This window comes from Sphingomonas sp., assembly GCF_042096255.1.
Taxonomy (GTDB): Bacteria; Pseudomonadota; Alphaproteobacteria; order Sphingomonadales; family Sphingomonadaceae; genus Sphingomonas.
The window spans coordinates 40,159-61,922 of record NZ_JBELLZ010000011.1; the positions used below are offsets into that span (position 1 = coordinate 40,159).

Annotated in this window: 26 protein-coding genes; 7 read left to right on the forward strand and 19 right to left on the reverse strand. The window is 68.9% G+C overall.

Translation table 11 applies throughout. From position 1 onward, the window contains the following. Positions 1-87: 87 nt before the first annotated feature. Complete coding sequence (gene clpA / locus ACFDTH_RS03865) at positions 88-2,400, reverse strand: ATP-dependent Clp protease ATP-binding subunit ClpA (protein ID WP_375286187.1); 2,313 nt, start codon at positions 2,398-2,400, stop codon at positions 88-90. Positions 2,401-2,528: 128 nt separating this feature from the next. Continuing rightward, on the reverse strand, positions 2,529-2,726 hold the full coding sequence (locus ACFDTH_RS03870) for a DUF1192 domain-containing protein (RefSeq protein WP_375286188.1): 198 nt from the start codon (positions 2,724-2,726) through the stop codon (positions 2,529-2,531). Positions 2,727-2,822: 96 nt separating this feature from the next. On the opposite strand from ACFDTH_RS03870, the gene ACFDTH_RS03875 reads away from it, so the two are divergent. The 3 genes from ACFDTH_RS03875 (at position 2,823) to ACFDTH_RS03885 (ending at position 6,047) form a co-directional block, all read left to right on the forward strand. Beyond that, positions 2,823-3,803: an NAD(P)H-quinone oxidoreductase gene (locus ACFDTH_RS03875; RefSeq protein WP_375286213.1), complete on the forward strand. Its 981-nt coding sequence runs from the start codon at positions 2,823-2,825 to the stop codon at positions 3,801-3,803. Positions 3,804-3,939: 136 nt separating this feature from the next. Further along, positions 3,940-4,620, forward strand: a complete 681-nt coding sequence (locus ACFDTH_RS03880; protein ID WP_375286189.1) for a cell cycle transcriptional regulator TrcR — start codon at positions 3,940-3,942, stop codon at positions 4,618-4,620. Positions 4,621-4,739: 119 nt separating this feature from the next. Beyond that, complete coding sequence (locus tag ACFDTH_RS03885; protein ID WP_375286190.1) at positions 4,740-6,047, forward strand: UDP-glucose dehydrogenase family protein; 1,308 nt, start codon at positions 4,740-4,742, stop codon at positions 6,045-6,047. Positions 6,048-6,127: 80 nt separating this feature from the next. Here ACFDTH_RS03885 and ACFDTH_RS03890 read toward each other — a convergent pair whose 3' ends face one another. The 7 genes from ACFDTH_RS03890 to gluQRS form a co-directional block, all read right to left on the reverse strand. Next, a complete protein-coding gene (locus tag ACFDTH_RS03890) occupies positions 6,128-7,093 on the reverse strand; it encodes an alpha/beta fold hydrolase (protein ID WP_375286191.1) in 966 nt (321 codons plus the stop codon). Between the two features lie 13 nt (positions 7,094-7,106). Continuing rightward, positions 7,107-7,973, reverse strand: coding sequence for a 3-hydroxyacyl-CoA dehydrogenase NAD-binding domain-containing protein (locus ACFDTH_RS03895; RefSeq protein WP_375286192.1), 867 nt, complete (start codon positions 7,971-7,973; stop codon positions 7,107-7,109). 64 nt (positions 7,974-8,037) lie between these two features. Next, positions 8,038-9,015: an L-histidine N(alpha)-methyltransferase gene (gene egtD, locus ACFDTH_RS03900; protein ID WP_375286193.1), complete on the reverse strand. Its 978-nt coding sequence runs from the start codon at positions 9,013-9,015 to the stop codon at positions 8,038-8,040. Further along, complete coding sequence (gene egtB / locus ACFDTH_RS03905) at positions 9,016-10,260, reverse strand: ergothioneine biosynthesis protein EgtB (protein WP_375286214.1); 1,245 nt, start codon at positions 10,258-10,260, stop codon at positions 9,016-9,018. Positions 10,261-10,312: 52 nt separating this feature from the next. Continuing rightward, complete coding sequence (locus ACFDTH_RS03910; RefSeq protein WP_375286194.1) at positions 10,313-10,876, reverse strand: cob(I)yrinic acid a,c-diamide adenosyltransferase; 564 nt, start codon at positions 10,874-10,876, stop codon at positions 10,313-10,315. A 65-nt stretch (positions 10,877-10,941) separates the two neighbouring features. Beyond that, positions 10,942-11,172 (reverse strand): twin transmembrane helix small protein, encoded by a 231-nt coding sequence (locus ACFDTH_RS03915; protein ID WP_375286195.1) that lies wholly within the window; start codon positions 11,170-11,172, stop codon positions 10,942-10,944. 9 nt (positions 11,173-11,181) lie between these two features. After that, the gene (gene gluQRS / locus ACFDTH_RS03920) at positions 11,182-12,054 is read right to left on the reverse strand and encodes a tRNA glutamyl-Q(34) synthetase GluQRS (RefSeq protein WP_375286196.1); all 873 of its coding nucleotides are present in this window, start codon (positions 12,052-12,054) and stop codon (positions 11,182-11,184) included. A 67-nt stretch (positions 12,055-12,121) separates the two neighbouring features. Between gluQRS and ACFDTH_RS03925 the strand changes: the two genes are divergently transcribed. Together ACFDTH_RS03925 and ACFDTH_RS03930 are read left to right on the forward strand one after the other, a co-directional pair. Then, positions 12,122-12,688, forward strand: a complete 567-nt coding sequence (locus ACFDTH_RS03925; RefSeq protein ID WP_375286197.1) for an HNH endonuclease — start codon at positions 12,122-12,124, stop codon at positions 12,686-12,688. Continuing rightward, the gene (locus tag ACFDTH_RS03930; RefSeq protein ID WP_375286198.1) at positions 12,609-13,250 is read left to right on the forward strand and encodes an EF-hand domain-containing protein; all 642 of its coding nucleotides are present in this window, start codon (positions 12,609-12,611) and stop codon (positions 13,248-13,250) included. Before ACFDTH_RS03925 ends, ACFDTH_RS03930 begins: the two co-directional genes overlap by 80 nt. A gap of 8 nt (positions 13,251-13,258) precedes the next feature. On the opposite strand, the gene ACFDTH_RS03935 is transcribed toward ACFDTH_RS03930, so the two are convergent. After that, positions 13,259-14,395, reverse strand: coding sequence for an epoxide hydrolase family protein (locus tag ACFDTH_RS03935; protein WP_375286199.1), 1,137 nt, complete (start codon positions 14,393-14,395; stop codon positions 13,259-13,261). Between the two features lie 61 nt (positions 14,396-14,456). Between ACFDTH_RS03935 and fdhD the strand changes: the two genes are divergently transcribed. Both fdhD and ACFDTH_RS03945 read left to right on the forward strand, forming a co-directional pair. Continuing rightward, positions 14,457-15,215: a formate dehydrogenase accessory sulfurtransferase FdhD gene (fdhD, locus tag ACFDTH_RS03940; protein WP_375286200.1), complete on the forward strand. Its 759-nt coding sequence runs from the start codon at positions 14,457-14,459 to the stop codon at positions 15,213-15,215. Then, complete coding sequence (locus ACFDTH_RS03945) at positions 15,215-15,742, forward strand: molybdenum cofactor guanylyltransferase (RefSeq protein ID WP_375286201.1); 528 nt, start codon at positions 15,215-15,217, stop codon at positions 15,740-15,742. Before fdhD ends, ACFDTH_RS03945 begins: the two co-directional genes overlap by 1 nt. A 6-nt stretch (positions 15,743-15,748) precedes the next feature. Here ACFDTH_RS03945 and ACFDTH_RS03950 read toward each other — a convergent pair whose 3' ends face one another. From ACFDTH_RS03950 to ACFDTH_RS03990, 9 genes are all read right to left on the reverse strand, one after another. Then, positions 15,749-16,618: a class I SAM-dependent methyltransferase gene (locus tag ACFDTH_RS03950; protein WP_375286202.1), complete on the reverse strand. Its 870-nt coding sequence runs from the start codon at positions 16,616-16,618 to the stop codon at positions 15,749-15,751. Next, the gene (thrC, locus tag ACFDTH_RS03955) at positions 16,618-18,012 is read right to left on the reverse strand and encodes a threonine synthase (RefSeq protein WP_375286203.1); all 1,395 of its coding nucleotides are present in this window, start codon (positions 18,010-18,012) and stop codon (positions 16,618-16,620) included. The genes ACFDTH_RS03950 and thrC overlap by 1 nt, the downstream gene beginning before the upstream one ends. Positions 18,013-18,052: 40 nt before the next feature. After that, on the reverse strand, positions 18,053-18,520 hold the full coding sequence (locus tag ACFDTH_RS03960) for a DUF1203 domain-containing protein (RefSeq protein WP_375286204.1): 468 nt from the start codon (positions 18,518-18,520) through the stop codon (positions 18,053-18,055). Positions 18,521-18,545: 25 nt separating this feature from the next. Continuing rightward, the gene (locus ACFDTH_RS03965; RefSeq protein ID WP_375286205.1) at positions 18,546-19,160 is read right to left on the reverse strand and encodes an SURF1 family cytochrome oxidase biogenesis protein; all 615 of its coding nucleotides are present in this window, start codon (positions 19,158-19,160) and stop codon (positions 18,546-18,548) included. A gap of 5 nt (positions 19,161-19,165) precedes the next feature. Beyond that, positions 19,166-19,537: a DUF983 domain-containing protein gene (locus ACFDTH_RS03970; RefSeq protein ID WP_375286206.1), complete on the reverse strand. Its 372-nt coding sequence runs from the start codon at positions 19,535-19,537 to the stop codon at positions 19,166-19,168. After that, on the reverse strand, positions 19,530-20,462 hold the full coding sequence (locus ACFDTH_RS03975; protein ID WP_375286207.1) for a cytochrome c oxidase subunit 3: 933 nt from the start codon (positions 20,460-20,462) through the stop codon (positions 19,530-19,532). Before ACFDTH_RS03975 ends, ACFDTH_RS03970 begins: the two co-directional genes overlap by 8 nt. Before the next feature lie 216 nt (positions 20,463-20,678). Further along, on the reverse strand, positions 20,679-21,239 hold the full coding sequence (locus ACFDTH_RS03980; protein ID WP_375286208.1) for a cytochrome c oxidase assembly protein: 561 nt from the start codon (positions 21,237-21,239) through the stop codon (positions 20,679-20,681). Further along, positions 21,239-21,373: a hypothetical protein gene (locus ACFDTH_RS03985; protein ID WP_375286209.1), complete on the reverse strand. Its 135-nt coding sequence runs from the start codon at positions 21,371-21,373 to the stop codon at positions 21,239-21,241. Before ACFDTH_RS03985 ends, ACFDTH_RS03980 begins: the two co-directional genes overlap by 1 nt. Beyond that, positions 21,370-21,764 (reverse strand): UbiA family prenyltransferase (locus tag ACFDTH_RS03990; protein ID WP_375286210.1); only part of this gene is annotated, 395 nt, incomplete at its 5' end. The genes ACFDTH_RS03985 and ACFDTH_RS03990, both read right to left, overlap by 4 nt.

Sequence of the window (21,764 nt, forward strand, 5' to 3'; positions counted from 1 at the left end):
CCTATGCGGCGGGCCAGCCCAGGCTCTGAAGCAAAAAGGCGCCCGGCCGAAGCCGAAAGCCTTTCGTTCATCGTAACGGTGCGGCCCTTAGTCCGCCGCGACCTTGGCTTTGCCGCCCTTGCGCTTTGGCTTCTTCGGAGCGGCGGGCTCGATCTCGAACGCCAGCGCATTGTCCTTGAGCCGCACGGTCACTTCACCGCCGTGGACGAGCTTGCCGAACAGCAGTTCCTCCGCGAGCGGTTGCTTGATCTTCTCCTGGATCAGACGGCCCATCGGACGCGCGCCGTAAAGCTTGTCGTAGCCTTTGTCGGTCAGCCACTTGCGGCTGTCGTCGTCGAGCTTGATGTGCACGTCGCGGTCCGCCAGCTGGAGTTCGAGCTGGAGGATGAACTTGTCCACCACCCGCGCCACGACTTCGGTCGGCAGATAGCCGAACGGGACGATCGCATCGAGCCGGTTGCGGAACTCGGGCGTGAACAGCTTCTGCACCGCCTGCTCGTCCTCGCCCTCGCGGCTGAGCTGGCCGAAGCCGAGCGTCTCGCGCGCCATGTCGGACGCGCCCGCGTTGGTCGTCATGATCAGGATGACGTTGCGGAAGTCGACGGTCTTGCCGTGCTGGTCGGTGAGCCGGCCGTTGTCCATCACCTGGAGCAGGATGTTGAACAGGTCCGGATGCGCCTTCTCGATCTCGTCGAGGAGGAGGACGCAATGCGGGTTCTGGTCGACCGCGTCGGTCAGTAACCCGCCCTGGTCGAAGCCGACATAGCCGGGAGGCGCGCCGATCAGCCGCGAGACGCTGTGGCGTTCCATATATTCGGACATGTCGAAGCGCTGGAGCGGGATGCCGAGGATCGAGGCGAGCTGCTTCGCCACCTCGGTCTTGCCGACGCCGGTGGGGCCGGTGAACAGATAGTTGCCGATCGGCTTCTCGGGCTCGCGCAGGCCGGCGCGGGCGAGCTTGATCGCCGACGACAGCTTCTCGATCGCGGCGTTTTGGCCGAAGACGACGCGCTTGAGGTCGGTCTCGAGCGTGGCGAGCTGCGCCTTGTCGTCGGTCGAGACCGACTTCGGCGGGATGCGCGCCATGGTGGCGATCACTGCCTCGATCTCCTTGGGCGTGATCGTGCGCTTGCGCTTGGAGGGCGCCACCAGCATCTGCATCGCGCCGACCTCGTCGATCACGTCGATCGCCTTGTCGGGCAGCTTGCGGTCGTTGATGTAGCGCGCGCTGAGTTCCACCGCCGACTTGATCGCGTCGGGGGTATATTTCACGTCATGGTGCTGCTCGAACGCCGAGCGCAGGCCGGCGAGGATCTTGATCGTGTCCTCGATGGTCGGCTCGTTGACGTCGATCTTCTGAAAGCGGCGCAGCAGCGCGCGATCCTTCTCGAAGTGGTTGCGGAACTCCTTGTAGGTGGTCGAGCCGATGCAGCGAATGGTGCCGCCCGACAGCGCCGGCTTGAGCAGGTTGGACGCGTCCATCGCGCCGCCGCTGGTCGCGCCGGCGCCGATCACCGTGTGGATCTCGTCGATGAACAGCACCGCGTGGGGCAGCTTCTCGAGCTCGGAGACGACCTGCTTCAGCCGCTCCTCGAAGTCGCCGCGATAGCGGGTGCCGGCGAGCAAGGCGCCCATGTCGAGCGAGTAGATGACGGCGGGGAGCAGCACCTCGGGCACGTCGCCCTCGACGATCTTGCGCGCGAGGCCCTCGGCGATCGCGGTTTTGCCGACGCCGGGATCGCCTACATAGAGCGGATTGTTCTTGGAACGCCGGCAGAGGATCTGGACGGTGCGGTCCACCTCCGGCCCGCGCCCGATCAGCGGATCGACCTTGCCGTTCTTGGCCTTCTCGTTGAGATCGACGGTGAACTGCTTGAGCGCGCTTTCGCCCTTGCCCTTCTCCGGCTTCTTCTCCTCCTTCTCCTCGGCCCCTTTGGGGGTGGCGGCCTCAGGCGCGGCGACGCCCTTGCCGACGCCGTGGCTGATGAAGCTTACGGCGTCGAGGCGGCTCATGTCCTGTTGCTGGAGGAAATAGACTGCGTAGCTCTCGCGTTCGGAGAACAAGGCGACCAGGACATTGGCGCCGGTCACCTCGTCGCGGCCCGAACTCTGGACGTGAAGGATGGCACGCTGGACGACCCGCTGAAAGCCGCTGGTCGGCGAGGGATCGGTCGCGCCATCGACGCGCAGCGCGTCGAGCTCGGTATCGAGGTAATGCGCGACGGTGGTCTTGATCTCGCCCAGCTCGACGCCGCAGGCCTGCATCACCTTGGAGGCATGCTCGTCGTCGACGAGCGCGAGCAGCAGATGTTCGAGCGTCGCATATTCGTGCCGGCGCGAGGAAGCGGCCTCGAGCGCCTTGTGCAGCGTAGATTCGAGGGCGCTGGCAAAGGAAGGCATTCAGATTACTCCGTGCAGGACCGCGTGGGGGCGCGCTCCTTCCAATCCAATGTCGGGGTTGGGGTGCCCCGCATCAAGCGCTGGGGCGTCGCACCGGCGGCGGGCAAGCTGGGCCGGTGCGCCAGCGTTCATCGCCTGAATAGCGCGTCGGCGCTTGCGCGATGATTAACCGCGCCGTCGATCTTGCGCCGGCAGCGCGCGATCTCGCCCTCGAGCGCTGCGACGCGGGCCTCCAGCTCGGAAACCGACAGGCGGTCGAGGTCTTCCGCGAGCAGGCTCGCGAGCGGGTCACCCGGACGGGGACCGAGAATCTCGTCGAGGTCCACGCCGTCGAACGTTGACCGCAGGAGGAGCGAAGTCAATAAGCCGGCGCGGTTTTCCTGACGAAAGGGGGGGCGTGGGTGACCGAGCTGCCGACCATGATGCGCGCGATCGATCCGGAGGACGCGGGGGGACCCGAGGTGCTGGTGGTGATGGATCGCCCGGTGCCGCAGCCGGGTGCGGGTGAGGTGCTGCTCAAGGTTGCGGCAGCCGGCGTCAACCGGCCGGACGTGATGCAGCGCCGCGGCCTGTATCCACCGCCGCCGGGTGCGCCGTCCATCTTGGGGTTGGAAGTGGCGGGCACCGTGGTGGCGCTAGGCGAGGGTGTCGGCCCCGAACTGATGGGCCAGCCGATGTGCGCCCTGGTCGCGGGCGGCGGCTATGCCGAATATTGCGTCGCGCCTGCGGGCCAGTGCCTGCCGGTGCCCGAGGCGCTCTCCATGGCCGAGGCGGCGGCGATCCCCGAAACCCTGTTCACGGTGTGGACTAACCTGTTCGAGCGCGCCTTTGCGGTGGAAGGCGATATGGTGCTGGTCCATGGCGGGACGAGCGGGATCGGCACCACCGCGATCGCGCTCGCGCGCATCTTCGGGCTGACCATCATCGTCACTGCCGGATCGGACGCCAAATGCGAAGCGGCGCGCGCGCTCGGCGCGAGCCATGCGATCAACTACAATGCCGAGGATTTCGTCGCGCGCGTGAAGGAGATCACCGGCGGCAAGGGCGTCGCGGCGGTGCTCGACATGGTCGGCGGCGATTACCTGCCGCGCAACCTCCAGTGCCTCGCCGACGACGGACGCCACGTCTCGATCGCGGTGCAGCGCGGCGCGAAGGCGGAGGTGCCGATCTTCGAGATCATGCGCCGTCGCCTGACGCTGACCGGCTCGACGCTGCGCGCGCGCGACAGCGCGTTCAAGAGCCTGGTCGCCGACGAACTGGCTCAGCAGGTGTGGCCGCATGTCGAGGCCGGACGGCTCAAGCCGGTGATCGACCGGACGTACACGCTGGCGGACGCCGCGGAGGCGCACCGGCGGATGGAGGCGGGCGACCATGTCGGCAAGATTGTGCTGACGCTGGTCTGAATCCCCGCGCGCTGAATGGCGCCGCCGCTTCGTCGCACGGGCAGCCTTGCCCTTGCCGCACCAGTGTATTAGATCGGCCGGCAGCACGGGTGGCCGCTCCGCGAAGGGGCGGCCCTTTTCATTTCCGGAGTTTGCCGTGGCCCAGCCGCTGATGCCGCATGCGACCGCTTCTTGGCTGGTCGACAACACCTCGCTCTCGTTCGACCAGATCGCCGACTTCTGCGGGCTCCACATCCTGGAGGTGCAGGCGATCGCCGACGACACCGCCGCGACCAAGCTGACCGGCCGCGATCCGGTGCGCGCGCACGAGCTGACCCAGGAGGAGATCGACAAGGGTCAGGCCAACCCCGCCTATCGCCTCCAGATGACCAAGGGCCCCGAGCAGGTCCGTCGCACCAAGGGCCCCCGCTACACGCCCGTATCCAAGCGGCAGGACAAGCCCGATGGTATCGCCTGGATCATCCGCAACCACCCGGAGATCTCGGATGGCGCGATCGGCAATCTTATCGGTACGACGAGGACCACCATCGCCGCGATCCGCGACCGCACCCACTGGAACATGGCGAACATCACGCCGAAGGATCCGGTGACCCTGGGCCTGACCACACAGCGCGAGCTGGATGCGGCGGTGGCCAAGGCGGCCAAGGCGGCCGGCATCGAGGCGGCGCCGACCGACCATCGTTTGGATGGCCATCGCGAGGCGCTGATCGAGCAGCTGCGCGCCGAGCGCGAGGCGGCGGCGCGCGAGGCGGAGACCGCCGGGCAGGAGCAGCTTAGCGACGAGGAAGCGCTGTTCGGCCGCCGCGACAACGGCTGAGGCGTCAGAGTCTCGCAACTGCACAATTTGACGGACCGGCGGCATGGACATGAGCCGGGCCGGACGATAGCGCGCAGCGCGAGAGCCCGCCGGGCGGGCCAGACGGAAAAGGGGCTTCCATGCGCATCACCATGATCGGTTCGGGCTATGTCGGCCTCGTCTCGGGCGCCTGCTTCGCGGATTTTGGGCATGACGTGACCTGCGTCGACAAGGATGCCAGCAAGATCGAGGCGCTGCGCGCCGGGCGCATGCCGATCTACGAGCCCGGCCTGGACCAGCTCGTCGCCGGCAATGTCGCCGCGGGTCGACTGACCTTCACCACCGATCTGGCCGAGGGCGTCAAGGGCGCCGATGCGGTGTTCATCGCAGTGGGCACGCCCTCGCGCCGCGGCGACGGGCACGCGGACCTGTCCTATGTCTTCGCCGCGACCGAGGAAGTGGCGCGCGCCGCCACCGGCCCGCTGGTGGTGGTGACCAAGTCGACCGTGCCGGTGGGCACCGGCGATCGCGTCGAGGCGATCCTGCGCGAGACCCGTCCGGACATCGATTTCGCGGTCGTCTCCAACCCCGAGTTCCTGCGCGAGGGCGCGGCGATCAGCGATTTCAAGCGCCCCGATCGCATCGTCATCGGTACCGACGACGCGCGCGCCCGCACGGTGATGCACGAGATCTACCGGCCGTTGTATATCGGCGAGAGCCCGATCCTCTACACCGGCCGCCGCACCGCCGAGCTGACGAAATACGCCGCCAACGCCTTCCTGGCGACCAAGATAACCTTCATCAACGAGATCGCCGACCTGTGCGAGGCGGTGGGTGCGGACGTGAAGGACGTGTCCCGCGGCATCGGCCTCGACAACCGCATCGGCCGCAAGTTCCTCCATGCCGGTCCCGGCTATGGCGGGTCGTGCTTCCCCAAGGACACGCTGGCGCTGCTCAAGACCGCCGAGGATTACGAGAGCCCGGTCCGCATCGTCGAGGCGGTGGTGAAGGTGAACGACGCGCGCAAGCGGGCGATGGGCCGCAAGGTCGTCGCGGCGCTGGGCGGCGGCGACGACGCCCGCGGCAAGACGGTCGCGCTGCTCGGCCTCACCTTCAAGCCCAACACCGACGACATGCGCGACGCGCCTTCGCTCGCCATCGTCCAGAGCCTGCAGGACTGCGGCATCACCGTGCGCGCCTATGACCCCGAGGGGATGGCGATCGCCAAGACGATGATGCCCGACGTGGTCTATTGCGAGGACGCCTATGAGGCGGCGACCGGCGCCGATGCGGTGGCGATCGTCACCGAATGGGATGCCTTCCGCGCGCTCGACCTCAAGCGCCTAGCCGGCCTGCTCACCGCACCGCGGCTGGTGGACCTGCGCAACGTGTACGACCGCGAGGAAGCCGAGCGGGCGGGGTTCAGCTACAGCGCGATCGGGCGGTAGGGGCTAGGCTCGGTGGGTGTGTCCCCGCGAAGGCGGGGACCCAGTTTTGGCTCCCGTCTTCGCGGGAGCACACCGCCCGGTCAGCCGTTTACCCGCGCCAGCCACTCCAGCAGCAGGCGGTTGACCGCCTCGGGCCGCTCCTGCTGGGTCCAGTGGCCGCAGCCCTCCAGCATGTGACCCTCTACGTTCGGTACATGCGGCCGCATCGCCGCGACCGGATCCTGGAGCGCGCCGAACAGGGTGCTTGCCGGGTCCTTGGTGCCGCCGATGAACAAGGCCGGCTGGTCGATGGTGCGGCCTTTGAACTGCTGGAACCAGGCCCAGTCCCGCTCGTGATTGCGGTAGCGGTTGAGCGGGCCGCGTAGCCCCGAGCCCTCGAACTCGGCGGTGAAATAGTCGAGGTCCGCCTCGCTGAGCCAGGGCAAGGGCCGGGGCGGCAGCGGCATGCCGTCCAGCAGCCTGGCATCGGCCGTCTTGTTGGGCCAGGTACCTTCCGGTGCGTCGCCCGAGATGCCGTAGAGCATGCGCAGCAGGAAGCCGCGCACGTCCGCCTCCAGCTCCGTTTCCGCCACGCCCTCCTGCTGGAAATAGGCTTGGTAGAAGAACTTGTTCTTGTTGGTGAAATGCTCGGTGAACCATTCGGTCAGCGGCCGAGCAGGCACCCCCAGGTGCGGCACCGACAACGCGGCGACCGCGCGGAAGCGATCGGGCCGGGTCATCGCCGAACTCCACACGATCGGCGCGCCCCAGTCATGCCCCACCAGGATCGCGGGTTCGCCGGGGCGAAGCGCATCGGCGACGCGGACCAGATCGTCGACAATATGCTGCATCGCATAGGCCTCGACCGGGTGCGGCTTGCCCGAGCCGCCATAGCCGCGCACGTCGATCGCAGCGGCGGTGAAGCCCGCTGCCGCGACCGGACCGATCTGGTGGCGCCAGCTATACCAGCTTTCCGGAAAGCCGTGGACCATGATGATCAGGGGGCCATCACCCTCGACGGCGGCCCGAATCGGCATGTCGCCTTCGATCATCCGGAAATCGGGCATGCTTTTCCTCCCCTTAGCGGGTGGGCGTCGGCACCTCACCCCGATAATCGTAGAAGCCGCGACCGGCCTTGCGGCCATACCAGCCTGCTTCGACATATTTGACAAGCAAAGGCGCGGGCCGGAACTTGGGATCGCCGGTGCCCTCGAACAGCACGCGGGTGATCTCCAGGCAGGTGTCGAGGCCGATGAAATCGGCGAGCGTCAGCGGGCCCATCGGGTGGTTGAGGCCGAGCTGGCAGGCGGCGTCGATGTCCGCGATGGTGGCGACGCCCTCGCCCAGCGCGAAGCACGCCTCGTTGAGCATCGGCATCAGCACGCGGTTGACGATGAAGCCGGGTGCGTCGTTGGCGTGCACCACCCGCTTGTTAAGCGCCTGGGCGTAGCGCTCGACCGCTGCGACCGTTTCGGCTGAGGTGGCCAGGCCGCGGATCACCTCGATCAGGCCCATCACCGGCACCGGATTGAAGAAGTGCACGCCGATGAAGCGCGCCGGGTCGGGCGCCGCCTGGGCGAGCCGAGTGATCGGAATGGAGGAGGTGTTGCTGGCGAGGATCGCCTCCGCGCCCAGCACCTTGCCGACACGGCCGAAGATCGCGCGCTTGATCTCCTCGCGCTCGGTCGCCGCCTCGATCACCAATGCGGCGGGCGCCATCGCCTCGACCTCGCCGACCGGCGCGATGTTGGCGAGCGCGGTGTCACGCGCCGCCTCGTCCAGTTTGCCCTTGTCCACCGCGCGGGCGAGCTGCTTGGCGATGCCGACCTTACCCGCCTCGGCGCGCGCAAGATCCACGTCGCTCAGGAACACCTGGAAGCCTGCCTGCGCCGACACCTGCGCGATCCCCGCGCCCATCTGCCCCGCACCGATCACACCGATCTGCATCTCGATCTCCTATGGTCTGGCGCGGCCATAGCGGCTCCGGAGCGCGGTGCTAGTCGGTGGCGCGCTAGGGCGCCATCCGGATCGGCTGGGCTTCGGCGAGGATCAGCGCGAAGGCATCGTCGGGGTCGGTCCATTCCGCAATCGGCGTCCACCCGCCCGCGCGCAGCAGGATGCGCGCGTCGCGGGGGCCGTATTTGTGGCTGTTCTCGGTGTGGATCGTATCGCCCGCGGCGATGGCGAAGTCCTGCCCGGCGACGGTGAAGGCGGCGTCGCGGGTCGCCTCCAGGTGCATCTCGATCCGCGCGCGCGCGTCGTTCCAGATCGCGCGGTGGCGGAAGGCGTCAAGCGGGATGGTGCCGGCGAGTTCGCGGTTGATCCGGGCGAGCAGGTTCAGGTTGAACGCGGCGGTGACGCCAGTGGCATCGTCATAGGCGGGGATCAGCATATCGAGCGGCTTCACCCGGTCCATGCCGATCAGTAGCAGCGCGCCATCCCCCAGCGAGCCGCGCATCGCGCGCAGCAGGTCCGCGGCGACATAGGGGGTGAGATTGCCGATGGTGGAGCCGGGGAAGAAGCCGAGCCGCGGGGCGTCGCCGATCGCGGCGGGCAAGCTGAGCGGCTGGGTGAAATCCGCCTCGAACGGATGGACGGGCAGGTCGGGGAAGCGCGCCTGGAGCGTTCGCGAGGATTCCCGCAGGAAGTCGCCCGAGATATCGATCGGCACATACGCGCTGGGCCCGATGCAGCCGAGCAGGATCGGGGTTTTGGTGGAGGAGCCCGAGCCGAACTCCACCACCGCGCGGCCCGCGCCGATGTGCCCGGTCAGCTCGGGGCAGACGGTGTGGAGCAGCGCGGTCTCGGTGCGGGTGGGGTAATATTCGGGCAGGTCGGTGATCGCCTCGAACAGCTCGGAGCCGCGATGGTCGTAGAACCAGCGTGCCGGGATCGCGCGCGGGCGACGGGCGAGACCAGCGAGCACGTCGGCGCGGAAGCGCGGGTCGGCAAGGCGGCTCTCGCCGTCCTCGATCTCGACTTTGAACATTCAGAGATCCTTGGCGAGCCGCACGCCGGTGAACTGCCAGCGCTGGTGAGGATAGAAGAAGTTGCGGTAGCTGGGGCGGACATGGCCGCGCGGGGTGGCGCAACTGCCGCCGCGTAGCACGAACTGCCCGTTCATGAACTTGCCGTTATACTCGCCCACCGCGCCTTCGGCGGCATGGAAGCCGGGGTAAGGGCGATAGGCGCTGCCGGTCCATTCCCAGACGTCGCCGAAGAAGGCCGGACCGCTCGGGGACGGACGCGGCTCGACCGGGCCGGCGATATCCATCTGGTTGCCGCCGGTGGGATCGTGCGCGGCGGCGGCCGCCTCCCATTCCGCTTCCGTGGGCAAGCGCGCGCCGGCCCAGGCGGCATAGGCGTCGGCCTCGTAGAAGCTGACATGGGTCACCGGCGCGGCGGGATCGAGCGCGCGCCGGCCGTCGAGCCCGAAGCGCGTCCAGGCGCTGTCGCGCTGCTCCCAATAGAGCGGTGCCTCGATGCCCTCGCGCTGGACCCAGGCCCAGCCATCCGACAGCCACCAGCGTGGACTGGCATAGCCGCCGTCGGCGATGAACGCCTGCCACTCGCCGTTGGTGACGGTACGGTCGGCGAGCGCGTGCGGCGCCAGCAGGGTGCGATGGCGCGGCCCCTCGCAGTCGAAGGCGAAACCGCCTCCGTCATGGCCGATCTCGACCACCGCCTCGCCCTGCTCGATCCAGCCGACCGGGCCAGGCATTGCCACCGGCACCTTGCATGCGGCGGGCCACAGCGCCGGTTCGAGGGGGTTCTCCGAGAAGAGGTGGAGGATGTCGGTGACGAGCAGTTCCTGGTGCTGCTGCTCATGATGGCAGCCCAGCTCCACCAGCGCCTGCACTTCGGGTGGCAGGCCGGGCAGCGCGGCGGCGAGCGCCTCGTCGACATGGGCGCGATAGGTGCGCACCTCGTCCAGCGTCGGGCGGGTGATCATGCCGCGCCGCGCGCGGGCGTGGCGGCGCCCTTCCGCTTCGTAATAGCTGTTGAACAGGAAGGGGAAGCGCGCGTCGTGCAGCCGATAGCCGCGCACATGGTCGCGCAGCACGAAGGTTTCGAAGAACCAGGTGGTGTGCGCGAGGTGCCACTTGGCCGGGGACGCATCCTCCATCGACTGGACGGTGGCGTCGGCCTCGCTGAGCGACGCGGCAAGCGCAATAGTCAGATCGCGGACGGCGTGGAAACCCTCGGCGAGCGCATGCTCGTTACGATCGGCCATGGCGGTGGGCGGGATCATGCAAGTCTCCTGACCGGCAGGAGGCTGATATACGTTAGCGATTGGCCCCCGGAACCCACAGAACGTCCCCGCCCGCGCTTTTGTTCACGAAGCGGCAGGCGACGAACAGAAGGTCGGACAGGCGGTTGAGGTAGCGTAGCGCCTCGGGATTGAGCGGCACCTCGGCCGCGGCGGCGACCGCGGTGCGCTCGGCCCGGCGCGAGACGACGCGGGCGAGGTGCAGCGCCGCCGCCGCGCCGCCCGGCAGGATGAAGCTGGTGAGCGGATCGAGCGCGGCGTTGAGCCGGTCGATCTCCGCCTCCAGCCAGGCGACCTGGGCGGGGACGATGCGGAGCGTCATTTCGCCGGGGGCGAAATCCTCGCCCGGCGTGGCGAGGTCGGCGCCCAGATCGAACAGGTCGTTCTGGATGCGCTGGAGCGTGGCGGCGGGCTCCGCCCCGTCGAGTGCGGTGATTGCGAGGCCGATCGCGCTGTTCGCCTCATCGACGTCGCCGATCGCGGCCATACGCGCATCCGCCTTAGAGACGCGGCTGCCGTCGACCAGTCCGGTAGTGCCGTCGTCACCGGTGCGGGTGTAGATCTTGTTGAGCTTGACCATGTGATACTGCTGCTTCGCTCAGTCTCTAGTCAGGACGAACGGAAACGGAGATCGTACCGAAAGCCTCACGTCCGCCCGGCGGCGGACAGCAGCAGCACGACCACCATCACCGCCAACGCCTGGAACAGGATGCGCTGCTGCATCATTCGGTTGGACTTGAGCTGGGTGGCGGACGGCCCGCCGGTGCCGCGCGCTTCGGCGCTGGCGGTCTGGAGGAAGGTGACGACGCCGCGCACCAGCGCGACCAATGTGGCGATCATCGCCGCGATCAGCAGGATGACGAGAAAGGTCTGCATGGGGGCAATCTAGGCGTTCGCCGTCGAAAATCCAGCCGGAAGGCACCCGGCGCGCAGGGCATCCGCCACCGCGCGCCCGTCCTCCCCGGCTTCGCGCATCGCCGCCAGCGCCGGCGCGCCATGGCGCTTGGCGAGGCGGGTGCCGTCCGGCCCGGCGAGCAGCGCATGGTGGTGGTAGGCGGGCGTGGGCAGACCGAGCAAAGCCTGGAGCAGGCGATGGACGTGGGTCGCCTCGAACAGGTCGCGCCCCCGCACCACGTCGGTGACGCCCTGCGCAGCATCGTCCACCGTCACCGCAAGGTGGTAGCTGGCGGGTGCGTCCTTACGCGCGAGCACCACATCCCCCTGAACGAGCGGCGTAGCGGGATGCACCTCGCCACCATCGATGAAGGCGAGCGGCCCGGCCCGGGCGACCGCCCGCGCCATGTCGAGCCGCCAAGCATGCGGCTCGTGCAGCCGGTGCGCGGCGTCGAGGCCGCGGCAGGTGCCGGGATAGGCCGCGACTGGACCGTGCGGCGCGGTCATCGCCTCGGCGATCTCCGCGCGCGTGCAGAAGCAAGGGTAGAGCAGGCCGATGGTGCGCAACTCCGCAAGCGCCGCCTCGTAGAGTGCCAGGCGTTGCGACTGGAAGCTGAGCTCGTCCCACGTCAGCCCCAGCCAGGCGAGGTCGGCCAGGATCGTCTCGACATGCTCCGGCCGGCTGCGGGTGCCGTCGATATCCTCGATCCGCAGCAGGAAGCGGCCGCCGTCCGCCCGCGCGAAATCATGCGCGCGGATCGCCGAGACGGCGTGACCCAGGTGCAGCCGCCCGGTCGGGCTGGGCGCGAAACGAGTGACGATTTCACCCGGGACTTGACGGGGTGATTCGGCGCTTGTCATCATGCCGTCATCGCCTTGGGCGACATCGCGCGCGCGTAGCTTGGGTTCTTTGGGCCAATAGGGAGGGCATGTGTTTCATCCCGATCTAATGCGGCATCCGGACAGTTGTCCCAGTCTTGTCCTCAATGCCGATTACACGCCACTTTCCTATTATCCGCTGAGCATCTGGCCCTGGCAAACCGCCGTGAAGGCGGTGTTTCTCGACCGGGTCGACATCGTCTCCTATTACGAGCGCGAGGTGCGCAGCCCCAGCCACAGCTTCCGCCTGCCCTCGGTGATCGCGCTGAAGCAATATGTGCGGCCGTCGCAATTCCCCGCCTTCACCCGCTTCAACCTGTTCCTGCGCGACCGCTTCGCGTGCCAATATTGCGGCCACCCGCGCGACCTGACCTTCGACCATGTCGTGCCGCGCGCGCAGGGCGGGCGGACGACCTGGGAGAATGTCGTCACCGCCTGCGCGCCGTGCAACCTCAGGAAGGGCGGGCGCACCCCCAAACAGGCGGCGATGCCGCTGCACGTCGCGCCGATCCGTCCCACGAGCTGGCAGCTGCAGGAGCATGGCCGCAGCTTCCCGCCGAATTATCTGCACGAGACGTGGCACGATTGGCTTTATTGGGACGTTGAGCTGGAAGCGTAACGATCTGGAGACGGGCATGCGTGGTCTGGCGATGGTGGCGGTGATCGGGGCGATAGCGCTGACCGGTTGCTCGCGTGAGAATGCGGCGGTCACCAGCAATTCGGGAACAGCGGCAACGCCCGTCTCGCCCGCAACACCCGCTGCAGACAGCCGCGCCGAACGGCGGGCCGAGCGCCGCGCACGGCGAGGCGAGGGCTTCACCCCCAAGGCGTCGATCTCGCGCGCCGACTACGGCGGCCGCATGGAGCGCCGCTTCCGCAAGCTCGACAGGAACCAGGACGATAAGCTGACGGCTGACGAACTGCCGCAGGCCCGTGCCCAGCGCATGGTCCGCCGGCTCGACACCAGCGGCGACGGCGCGATCTCGCAGGATGAATGGAGCCGGGGGATGCTTGCCCGCTTCGACCGGCGCGATGCCAACAACGACGGCACGTTGACACCCGATGAGCGCGGCAAGCGCGGTGGCGCGCGCGGCAACATGCGGCGCAACGCTCGCGATATGGACGCCGTTGATACCGATATGATCAGCGACAACGGCGACGCGGTCGACGAGGATCTTTGACGGACGGACTAGCGCATCGGCCGGAAGCCGGCGCGCACTTCCTCCACGAACAGCGCCGGCTGCTCGAACGCGGCGAAGTGTCCGCCGCGGTCGAGTTCGTTCCAGTGGACGATCTGCGGGTATTTGCGCTCCGCCCATCGCCGCGAGGTGCGGAACAGCTCCTTGGGGAAGATGCTGCACGCCACCGGCCGCGACACCGGCTCGGCGGAAAAATCGCGGAAGCTTTCCCAATACAGCCGCGCCGACGAGGCGCCGGTGCCGGGCAGCCAGTAGAGCATGATGTTGTCGAGCATCCGATCGCGCGACAGCACCGTTTCGGGCGTGCCGCCGCTGTCGGTCCATTCGGCGAACTTCTCGTAGATCCACATCGCCTGCGCTGCGGGCGAATCGACGAGGCCATAGCCGATGGTCTGCGGCCGCGTGCTCTGTTCGATCGCATAACCGTTGCCGTCGCGCCTGTAGCGTTCGAGGTCGGCCAGCGCGGCCTTCTCCACATCGGTGAGATCGGCGAGATCGGCAGGATCGGGCAGCGCGACCACCATGTTGAGGTGGATGCCCAGCACTTCCGGCGCCCCGGTCAGCGCGATCGCATTGGTCACCGCCGAGCCCCAGTCGCCGCCCTGCGCGACGAAGCGGGGATAGCCGAGCCGCGTCATCAGCGTGATCCACGCCCGGGCGATCCGCGGTACCCCCCAGCGCTCGCGCGGCCGGTCCGAGAAGCCGTAGCCGGGCAGCGACGGCGCCACGACGTGGAACGCGTCCCCCGGATCGCCGCCATGCGCGCGCGGATTTGTGAGCGGGCCGATCACGTCAAGGAACTCGATCACCGAACCCGGCCAGCCATGCGTCATCACCAGCGGCAGCGCGTGCGGCTCTGGCGAGCGAACGTGCACGAAGTGGATGCCGCAGCCGTCGATCTCGGTGCGGAACTGCCCCAGTTGGTTGAGTTCCGCCTCGCAGCGGCGCCAGTCGTAGCCTTCGCGCCAATGGCGGCACAGCTCCCGCGCGGCATCGAGCGGCACACCTTGGCTCCAATCGTCCACGGTTGCCGGCTCGGGCCAGCGGGTCGCGTCGAGGCGGCCGTAAAGATCCTCGATTGCGCTATCGGGGATCGACAATCGGAACGGTTGTACCGAGTCGTCCATCGGAACCTCCCGCAAGATTGCCAATGATGCCGGATCGGACCTTTGAAGTCGAGGTAAAGAGATGATCCGCTTTGGACGGATCGGCCGTGAGGGCGGCGTCGGGAGGGTGGAACGCGCACTGGCCGATGAGACCGCGATCGCCATCGAGGCGAACGGCATCGGCTATGCGGTGCTGATGGCGAGCGCCGCGGACCTGGCCGACCTGGCCACCGGTTTCGCGCTGGCCGAGCGGCTGGCGGATACCGCCGCGGACGTGATCGACATGGACATGCATCGCGTCGATGCCGGGGTGCTGCTGCGGCTGACACTCTCCGATCGATGCGCACCGCGAATCGTCGAGCGGGTGCGGCACCGGACGTCCGAATCGTCGTGCGGGCTGTGCGGGATCGAGTCGCTGGAGCAGGCGCTACGGCCGCTTCCGGTGCTCGAACCCGCCGCGCCGCCCGCGGCCGAAGCGGTGTTCGCCGCATTGGACGCGCTGCCCACGGACCAGCCGGTGCAGCGCGCCACCGGCGCCGTCCACGCCGCCGCCGCCTGTGCGGCCGATGGCGCGATCCGGCTGGTGCGCGAGGATGTCGGACGCCACAACGCGCTCGACAAACTGGTTGGCGCGATGGCGCGTGGCGAGATGGAATGGGACGGCGGTTTCGCTTTGGTCACCTCGCGGCTGTCGTTCGAGATGGTGGAGAAGGCGGTGCTCGCGTGCTGTCCGACGCTGGCGGCGATCTCCGCGCCCACCGGGCTGGCGGTGGAGCGCGCCAAGGCGGCGGGGCTCAACCTGATCGCGCTCGCCCGCGCCGATTCCTATCTGCTCGCATGATGCACCCGCGGCTCCTGGGTGCGATCCTGGCGGGAGGGGAATCCCGGCGTTTCGGCAGCGACAAGGCGCTGGCGCGCTGGCGCGGGCAACGGCTGATCGATCATGTCGCCGATCGGTTGACGACCGTCGTCGACACGCTGGTGATCGTGGGCGGCGCACGCGACGGCTTCGTTGCGGTGGCGGACTGGCCGCGCGCCGGCTTGGGCCCGCTCGGCGGCATCGCGGGCGCGCTGGCGCATGCGGCGACGCACGGATTTGCGGCGGTGGTGACCTTGCCCTGCGACACGCCCGAAGTGCCCGACTCGCTTTTGCGAACGCTCGCCGGCGCGGCGGGTGCGGCGGTCCTCGAAGGATTGCCGGTGGCGGGGCGGTGGCCGGTGGCGCTGGCCGGGTCGCTGGCGGACTGGCTGGACGCAGCTGAGGACCGCTCCATGCGCGCCTGGACGGCAGCGATCGGGGCGACAGCGATCCCGCATGCGCCGCTGGCGAACATCAACCGACCAGCGGATCTCGCTGCATTGGCGTGAAGAGCGTCAGCGCGACCAGCGTGCCCAGATCGCGGTTGGCAGCGTCAGCCCGCGCGCTTCCTCGCGCACAGCCAGCTCGCCCGCCTCGATGGTGCCGGGCAGGTCGGCGAACAGCTGGCGCATCAGCTCGCCGATCGCCAGCGCGGACATGCGCACCGCATAGACGGTGAGGAAGCAGAAGCGCGACTCGGCGTCGAGCAGGCGGCGGCAGTCGGCCAGCAGGCCGGGCAGGTCCTCCTCCAGCCGCCACACCTCGCCGGTCGGGCCGCGGCCGTATTTGGGCGGATCGAGGACGATGCCGTCATAGCGGCGGCCGCGGCGCACCTCGCGTGCGGCGAACTTGGCGGCGTCGTCGATCATCCAGCGCACCGGTGCATCGGCGAGGCCCGACAGCGCCGCATTGCCGCGCGCCGCCTCGACCGACTTCTTGGAGGCGTCGACATGGACCATCCGCGCGCCGGTTGCGGCGAGCGCAAGCGTGCCCACGCCGGTATAGCCGAACAGGTTCATCGCCTCGGGCGCGGCGAGCCCATCCAGCCGGCTGCGCATCCACGCCCAGACCGGCGCCATGTCGGGAAAGAAGGCGAGATGGCGGAACGGCGTCGTCTGCGCGGCGAAGCGCACCTCGTGCCAGGCGAGCGGCCAGCCTTCGCGCGGGACCGGCTGGTGGTACTGCCACTGCCCGCCGCCGTCCTCGTCGCTGCCGGGCACGAAGGTGGCGTGCGGCCGCCAGTCGTCGCGGGCGGGCGCCCAAAGCGCCTGCGCCTCGGGTCGGACGAAGCGGAAGCGGCCGTAGCGCTCCAGCTTGCGGCCGTTCCCCGAATCGAGCAGCCCGTAATCCGGCCAGGGTTCGCCGACGAGGGTGGTGAGCTGCATCAGCCGCGCGGGACCGCCCGCTCGGCGATATAGCCGGTCACCGCTTCGAAGGTGGCGTCGAGCACGGTGAAGCGCTCCTCGCGCTCGTGGAGGTCGCCGACTCGCGGTGGCAGCGCCGGGCGCACGCCGGTGGCACGCTCCACCGCATCGGTGAACTTGGCGGGATGCGCAGTCGCCAGCGTCACCATCGGCACGCTACCGGCATGGTCGCGGGCGGCGGCGAAGGCGATGGCGGTGTGCGGGTCGAGCACCTGGCCGGCGGTTTCGTGCGCGTGGCGCATCGCCCCCATCATTGCCTCCACGTCGACGCGGGCGGGAGTGAAGAGCGCGGCGGCACCCTCGCTCTGCGCGTTGGTCAGCCGCATCGCGCGGGTCGATTCGAAGCCCGCCATCTGCGCGGCGAGCGCGGTGCCGTCGCGTCCGCCAAGGTCGAACAGCAGCCGCTCGAAGTTCGAGGAGACCTGGATGTCCATCGATGGCGTCGGCGTCGGCACCACCGCGCGGCACGAATAGTCGCCGCTGGCGAGCGCACGGGCGAGGATGTCGTTGACGTTGGTGGCGACCACCAGCTTCGCGATTGGCAGCCCCATCTTCGCGGCGACATAGCCGGCGAAGACGTCCCCGAAGTTCCCAGTCGGCACGCTGAACGCCACTGGTCGATCGGGCGCGCCGAGCCGCACCGCGGCGTAGAAATAATAGACCACCTGCGCCACCAGCCGCGCCCAATTGATCGAGTTGACCGCGGACAGGTCATAGCGGCCGGCAAAGGCGCGGTCGTTGAACATCGCCTTCACCAGCGCCTGCGCCTCGTCGAAATCGCCGCGGATCGCGATGTTGTGGACGTTGGGGGCGGCTACACTGGTCATCTGCCGGCGCTGCACCTCCGATACCCGGCCCTCGGGATGGAGCATGAAGATGTCGATGCCCGCGCGCCCGGCGACCGCGTCGATCGCCGCCGAACCGGTGTCGCCGCTGGTCGCGCCGATGATGGTGAGGTGGCGGTCGCTGCCGGTGAGGAACCGCTCGAACAGCCGGCCGAGCAATTGGAGCGCGACATCCTTGAACGCCAGGGTGGGCCCGTGGAACAGCTCCAGCAGCCACTGGTCGTGGTCGAGCTGAACGAGGGGCGTTACCGCGGCATGCGCGAAGCGGTCGTAGGCGCGGGTACACAGGTCGTGCAGTTCCTCGCGGGTCAGCGTGTCGCCCACGAACGGCGCGATGATCGCCACCGCGGTGTCGACATAGGACAGGCCGGCGAGTGCGGCGATCTCTTCGCGGCTCAGCGTCGGCCATGCCTCGGGCAGGTAGAGGCCGCCATCCGACGCCAGGCCGGCGAGCGTGGCCTCGCGGAAGTCGAGAACGGGGGCGGCCCCGCGGGTGCTGACGTAGCGCATCGTGGCATGGCGGGTAGCGGCGCCCCGCCGGGGCGGCAAGTCAGGCGCGGTCGGCGCGCGCGGCGTAGCAGCCGGGCTTGGCGTAGTGGAGGTGGACATAGGCGACGGGCGCGGCGGCCAGCATCGCCTCCAGCGCGGGCTCCAGCGCCGGACCCTCGGCAAGGTCGGCGGCGACGAGCATGCCGGTCGCGTCGAAGCCGCGCAGCGACAGCGTGCGCAGGCGGAGCAGGGCGGGGACCTCGCCGGGTGCGGGATGCGCCTGTGCGGCGTCCTCGCGCACGTACAGCGCGTGGCTGGCGCGGAACGGCGTCTCGGCGGGCTGGTGCTGCCAGTGCGTCAGGATCAGCCGCTCGCCGGGCGCGGCATCGACCAGGCTGACGCGGCAGGGGAAGCCGGGCGTCCGGTCCGCGACCACCCGGCATGCGCCCCGCGCGGCGAGCCCGGCATCGTCGAGGCAGAACAGCGGCGCGAAGGGCGCCAGCGGCAAAGCGGAGATACGGAAGGCCATGGCCGCACCCTCGCCGATCCGCGCGTCAGCCGCGTCCCGAAGCTTGCGCCCGAACCCGCGCGCGCAGCGCCACCGCATAGATCACCAGCGCGATGGCGGCGAAGAAGAACCATTGCACCGCATAGGACAGGTGGTTGTTGGGCACGAGGTCCGCGGTCGGCTGGGTGTTGGCGGCAAGGCCGGGGGCGGGGCGGTCGGCGACCAGCAGCATCTCCTGCGGCCCGGCGCCGCCGAACAGACCGGCGATCAGCGGCGCCGAGGAGGGCGCGTGGCTGATCCAGCCGGTCACCCGCCCGCCCGGCCAGCGTGTGGTGAAGTTCGGATCGCGGGTGGTGCCCAGCTGGACCTTGACGCCCGGCCCTTCCGCCCCGGTGCGGCAGGCGGCGATCAGGCGAAAGCCCGCCTTGCCCGCGCCGGCACGGGTGATCGACACCGGCTGGAGGCACATCGCGGAGGTGCGGCGGAACAGCAGCGAATCGTCGGACGCGCGCGGGAAGGCGACCGGCGGCCGTGCGGGGTTGCCGCGCAGCTGCGCGATGTACGCCTGCTTCTCGGGCAAGCGGACGGTGAGCTGCCACAGCCCCAGCGCGATCATCGCCGCGACCGCCAGCGCGACCACGGCGGTGGCGATGACCGGCACGCGCCTCACTTGCGCAGCCGCGCCTCTTCGGCGGCGTTGCGATATTCGAGCGCGAGCAGCAGCGCCTTGGTGATGCGGAGCGAGCCGAGCACGCCCGCCAGCGTCACCGGCGTCCAGATCAGCATGTGCACCCAGAGCGGCGGGCCCACCGTTAGCTCCAGCGCCACCGCCGCGATCGTCACGATCGTGCCGAGGATCAGGGTGAGGAAGGCGGCGGGGCCGTCGCCGACGTTGAACCGGTCGAAATCCAGCCCACAGGCGCGGCAGCGTGCGGCGAACCTGATCCAGCCGTCGAACAGCGTGGGCGCGCCGCAGCGCGGGCACAGGCCCTTCAGCCCCGCGTCGACCGGACGCGGGGCATGATGCTCGTTATCCACCGTGGACCGGCGCGCCCCAGCCGCCCCAGACGTAGACGGAGACGAACAGGAACAGCCACACCACGTCGACGAAGTGCCAGTACCAGGCGGCCGCCTCGAAGCCGAAATGCTGGCGAGGCGTGAAGGCGCCCCCGTAGGCGCGTACCAGGCAGACGATCAGGAAGATCGTGCCGATCAGCACGTGGAAGCCGTGGAAGCCGGTGGCCATGAAGAAGGCCGCGCCATAGTTGATCCCCTTGAACGGGAAGGGCGCGTGCATGTACTCATAGGCCTGGATCGCGCTGAACAGCACGCCCAGCACCACCGTCAGCCACAGGCCCTTGAGCACGCCGTCGCGGTTGCCCACGCCCAGCATGCCCCACAGTCCAGCCTTCTCGCCACCACGCTGGTTGTGGATCAGCGCATGGTGCGCCCAGGTGGCAGTGGTGCCGCTGGTCAGCAGGATCAGCGTGTTCAGTAGGGGCAGCTCGAAGGCGTTGATCACCTCCAGCCCCTTGGGCGGCCATTGCGCGGCGATCGCGGCGGCGCCCTCGGCCGCGCGCTCGACCTGGCCGTCGACGAAGCTCATCGCGGTGGGGAAGAGCGAGAAATCGAAGAACGCCCAGAACCAGCCGACGAAGAACATCACCTCCGAGGCGATGAACAGGATCATGCCATAGCGGAAATGGAGCTGCACCACCGGCGTATGATCGCCCTGGTTCCCCTCCTTGATGACATTGCGCCACCAGCAATACATGGAGAACAGCACCGCCGCGAAGCCGGCCAGGAACAGCCAGCCGCCGCCGTTGGCGCTTTCCGCGCCCTTGTGCGCGCCATGCATCCACATGATCGCGCCCGAGGCCATCGCCAGCGCCGAGAAGGAGGAGATCAGCGGCCAGGGATCGGGCGGGAGAATATGGTAGTCGTGGTTCTTCGCGCCGGCCATCGCCCCGTCCCTGCCTGTTCTTCTGAATCGGCTCAACGCTCTACCGGCGTTTTCGCCGCGGTCAAACGTCTCGGTACTCCACGCCGTTCGTGCTGAGGAGCGACTGAGCGTAGCGACGGCACGTCTCGAAGCACAGCCGTATCGCCAAGCCCGCTCCTTCGAGACGCCACTTCGCTTCGCTCAGCGGCTCCTCAGGACGAACGGGGAAGGGAGGACTCATCCCTCGTGCGCCGCGCGCCCCCTGGTGTCCGGGGCATCGGCGTCGAAGAAGGTGTAGCTCAGCGTGATCGTCTCGATGTCGCGCGCGTCGGGATCGTCGCGGATCGCGGGATCGACGAAGAAGATCACCGGCATGCGCATCGTCTCGCCCGGCTTCAGCGTCTGGCGGGTAAAGCAGAAGCATTCGATCTTGGTGAAATATTTCCCCGCCTGCGCCGGCGTCACGTTGAATGTCGCGGTGCCGGTGATCTCGCGCGGCGAGGTGTTGGTCGCCTTGAAGAAGGCCATGTCGCGCGCGCCCACCGCCACCGTATCGGCGGGACGCTCCGGGCCGAAGCGCCAGGGCAGGTTGGGCGCGACGTTCGCATCGAACTGCACCACCACCTTGGCGTCCACCGCGCCGGGCGCCGCGCTGCCGCGATTGGTGGTGCCGTTCAGGCCGGTCACCTGGCAGAACATACGGTAGAGCGGCACGCTGGCGAAGGCGAGCCCGGTCATGCCGCAGATCGCCAGCACCGCTAGCAGCGCGGTGCGCCCCTTGCCCGCGACGATCCGCATCAGTGCGCCACGCCTTCGCGGATCTTCACGATGGCGATGGCGAACACCAGCACCACGAACAGCCCCAGCAGCACCGCGGTGACGATCGAGCGGCTGCGCTGGCGCTGGCGGATCAGGTCTTGCTCAGGGGTCATGCGAATATCCACCGGTCGACGACGAGCGCGCCGAATATCACGAACAGGTACAGGATCGAAAAGGCGAACAGCCGCTTCTCGGGCTTCATCGCGTCGCCCTCGGTGCGGCGGCGGGTGGCGACGCGCCACACCAGCGCGGCGAAGGCCGTGGTCATCGCCAGCGTCACACCGCCATAGACTGGCCCGGCGAGGCCGAGCGGCCAGGGCGCGATCGCGGCGATCGCCATCGGCACGGTATAAAGCCCGATCTGCCGCCGCGTCGCCGCCTCTCCCGCCACCACCGGCAGCATCGGCACGCCAGCATTGGCGTAATCGGTCTCCACGAACAGCGCCAAGGCCCAGAAATGCGGCGGCGTCCACAGGAAGACGAGCGCGAACAGCAGCACCGGCA

Coding starts and splice junctions, on each gene's coding strand:
- clpA (WP_375286187.1), bottom strand. CDS start 2,400: ATGCCTTCCTTTGCCAGCGCCCTCGAATCTACGCTGCACAAGGCGCTC.
- ACFDTH_RS03875 (WP_375286213.1), top strand. CDS start 2,823: ATGCGCGCGATCGATCCGGAGGACGCGGGGGGACCCGAGGTGCTGGTG.
- ACFDTH_RS03885 (WP_375286190.1), top strand. CDS start 4,740: ATGCGCATCACCATGATCGGTTCGGGCTATGTCGGCCTCGTCTCGGGC.
- ACFDTH_RS03890 (WP_375286191.1), bottom strand. CDS start 7,093: ATGCCCGATTTCCGGATGATCGAAGGCGACATGCCGATTCGGGCCGCC.
- ACFDTH_RS03895 (WP_375286192.1), bottom strand. CDS start 7,973: ATGCAGATCGGTGTGATCGGTGCGGGGCAGATGGGCGCGGGGATCGCG.
- egtD (WP_375286193.1), bottom strand. CDS start 9,015: ATGTTCAAAGTCGAGATCGAGGACGGCGAGAGCCGCCTTGCCGACCCG.
- egtB (WP_375286214.1), bottom strand. CDS start 10,260: ATGGCCGATCGTAACGAGCATGCGCTCGCCGAGGGTTTCCACGCCGTC.
- ACFDTH_RS03910 (WP_375286194.1), bottom strand. CDS start 10,876: ATGGTCAAGCTCAACAAGATCTACACCCGCACCGGTGACGACGGCACT.
- ACFDTH_RS03915 (WP_375286195.1), bottom strand. CDS start 11,172: ATGCAGACCTTTCTCGTCATCCTGCTGATCGCGGCGATGATCGCCACA.
- gluQRS (WP_375286196.1), bottom strand. CDS start 12,054: ATGATGACAAGCGCCGAATCACCCCGTCAAGTCCCGGGTGAAATCGTC.
- ACFDTH_RS03930 (WP_375286198.1), top strand. CDS start 12,609: ATGGCCGCAGCTTCCCGCCGAATTATCTGCACGAGACGTGGCACGATT.
- ACFDTH_RS03935 (WP_375286199.1), bottom strand. CDS start 14,395: ATGGACGACTCGGTACAACCGTTCCGATTGTCGATCCCCGATAGCGCA.
- fdhD (WP_375286200.1), top strand. CDS start 14,457: ATGATCCGCTTTGGACGGATCGGCCGTGAGGGCGGCGTCGGGAGGGTG.
- ACFDTH_RS03945 (WP_375286201.1), top strand. CDS start 15,215: ATGCACCCGCGGCTCCTGGGTGCGATCCTGGCGGGAGGGGAATCCCGG.
- ACFDTH_RS03950 (WP_375286202.1), bottom strand. CDS start 16,618: ATGCAGCTCACCACCCTCGTCGGCGAACCCTGGCCGGATTACGGGCTG.
- thrC (WP_375286203.1), bottom strand. CDS start 18,012: ATGCGCTACGTCAGCACCCGCGGGGCCGCCCCCGTTCTCGACTTCCGC.
- ACFDTH_RS03960 (WP_375286204.1), bottom strand. CDS start 18,520: ATGGCCTTCCGTATCTCCGCTTTGCCGCTGGCGCCCTTCGCGCCGCTG.
- ACFDTH_RS03975 (WP_375286207.1), bottom strand. CDS start 20,462: ATGGCCGGCGCGAAGAACCACGACTACCATATTCTCCCGCCCGATCCC.
- ACFDTH_RS03980 (WP_375286208.1), bottom strand. CDS start 21,239: ATGCGGATCGTCGCGGGCAAGGGGCGCACCGCGCTGCTAGCGGTGCTG.
- ACFDTH_RS03985 (WP_375286209.1), bottom strand. CDS start 21,373: ATGACCCCTGAGCAAGACCTGATCCGCCAGCGCCAGCGCAGCCGCTCG.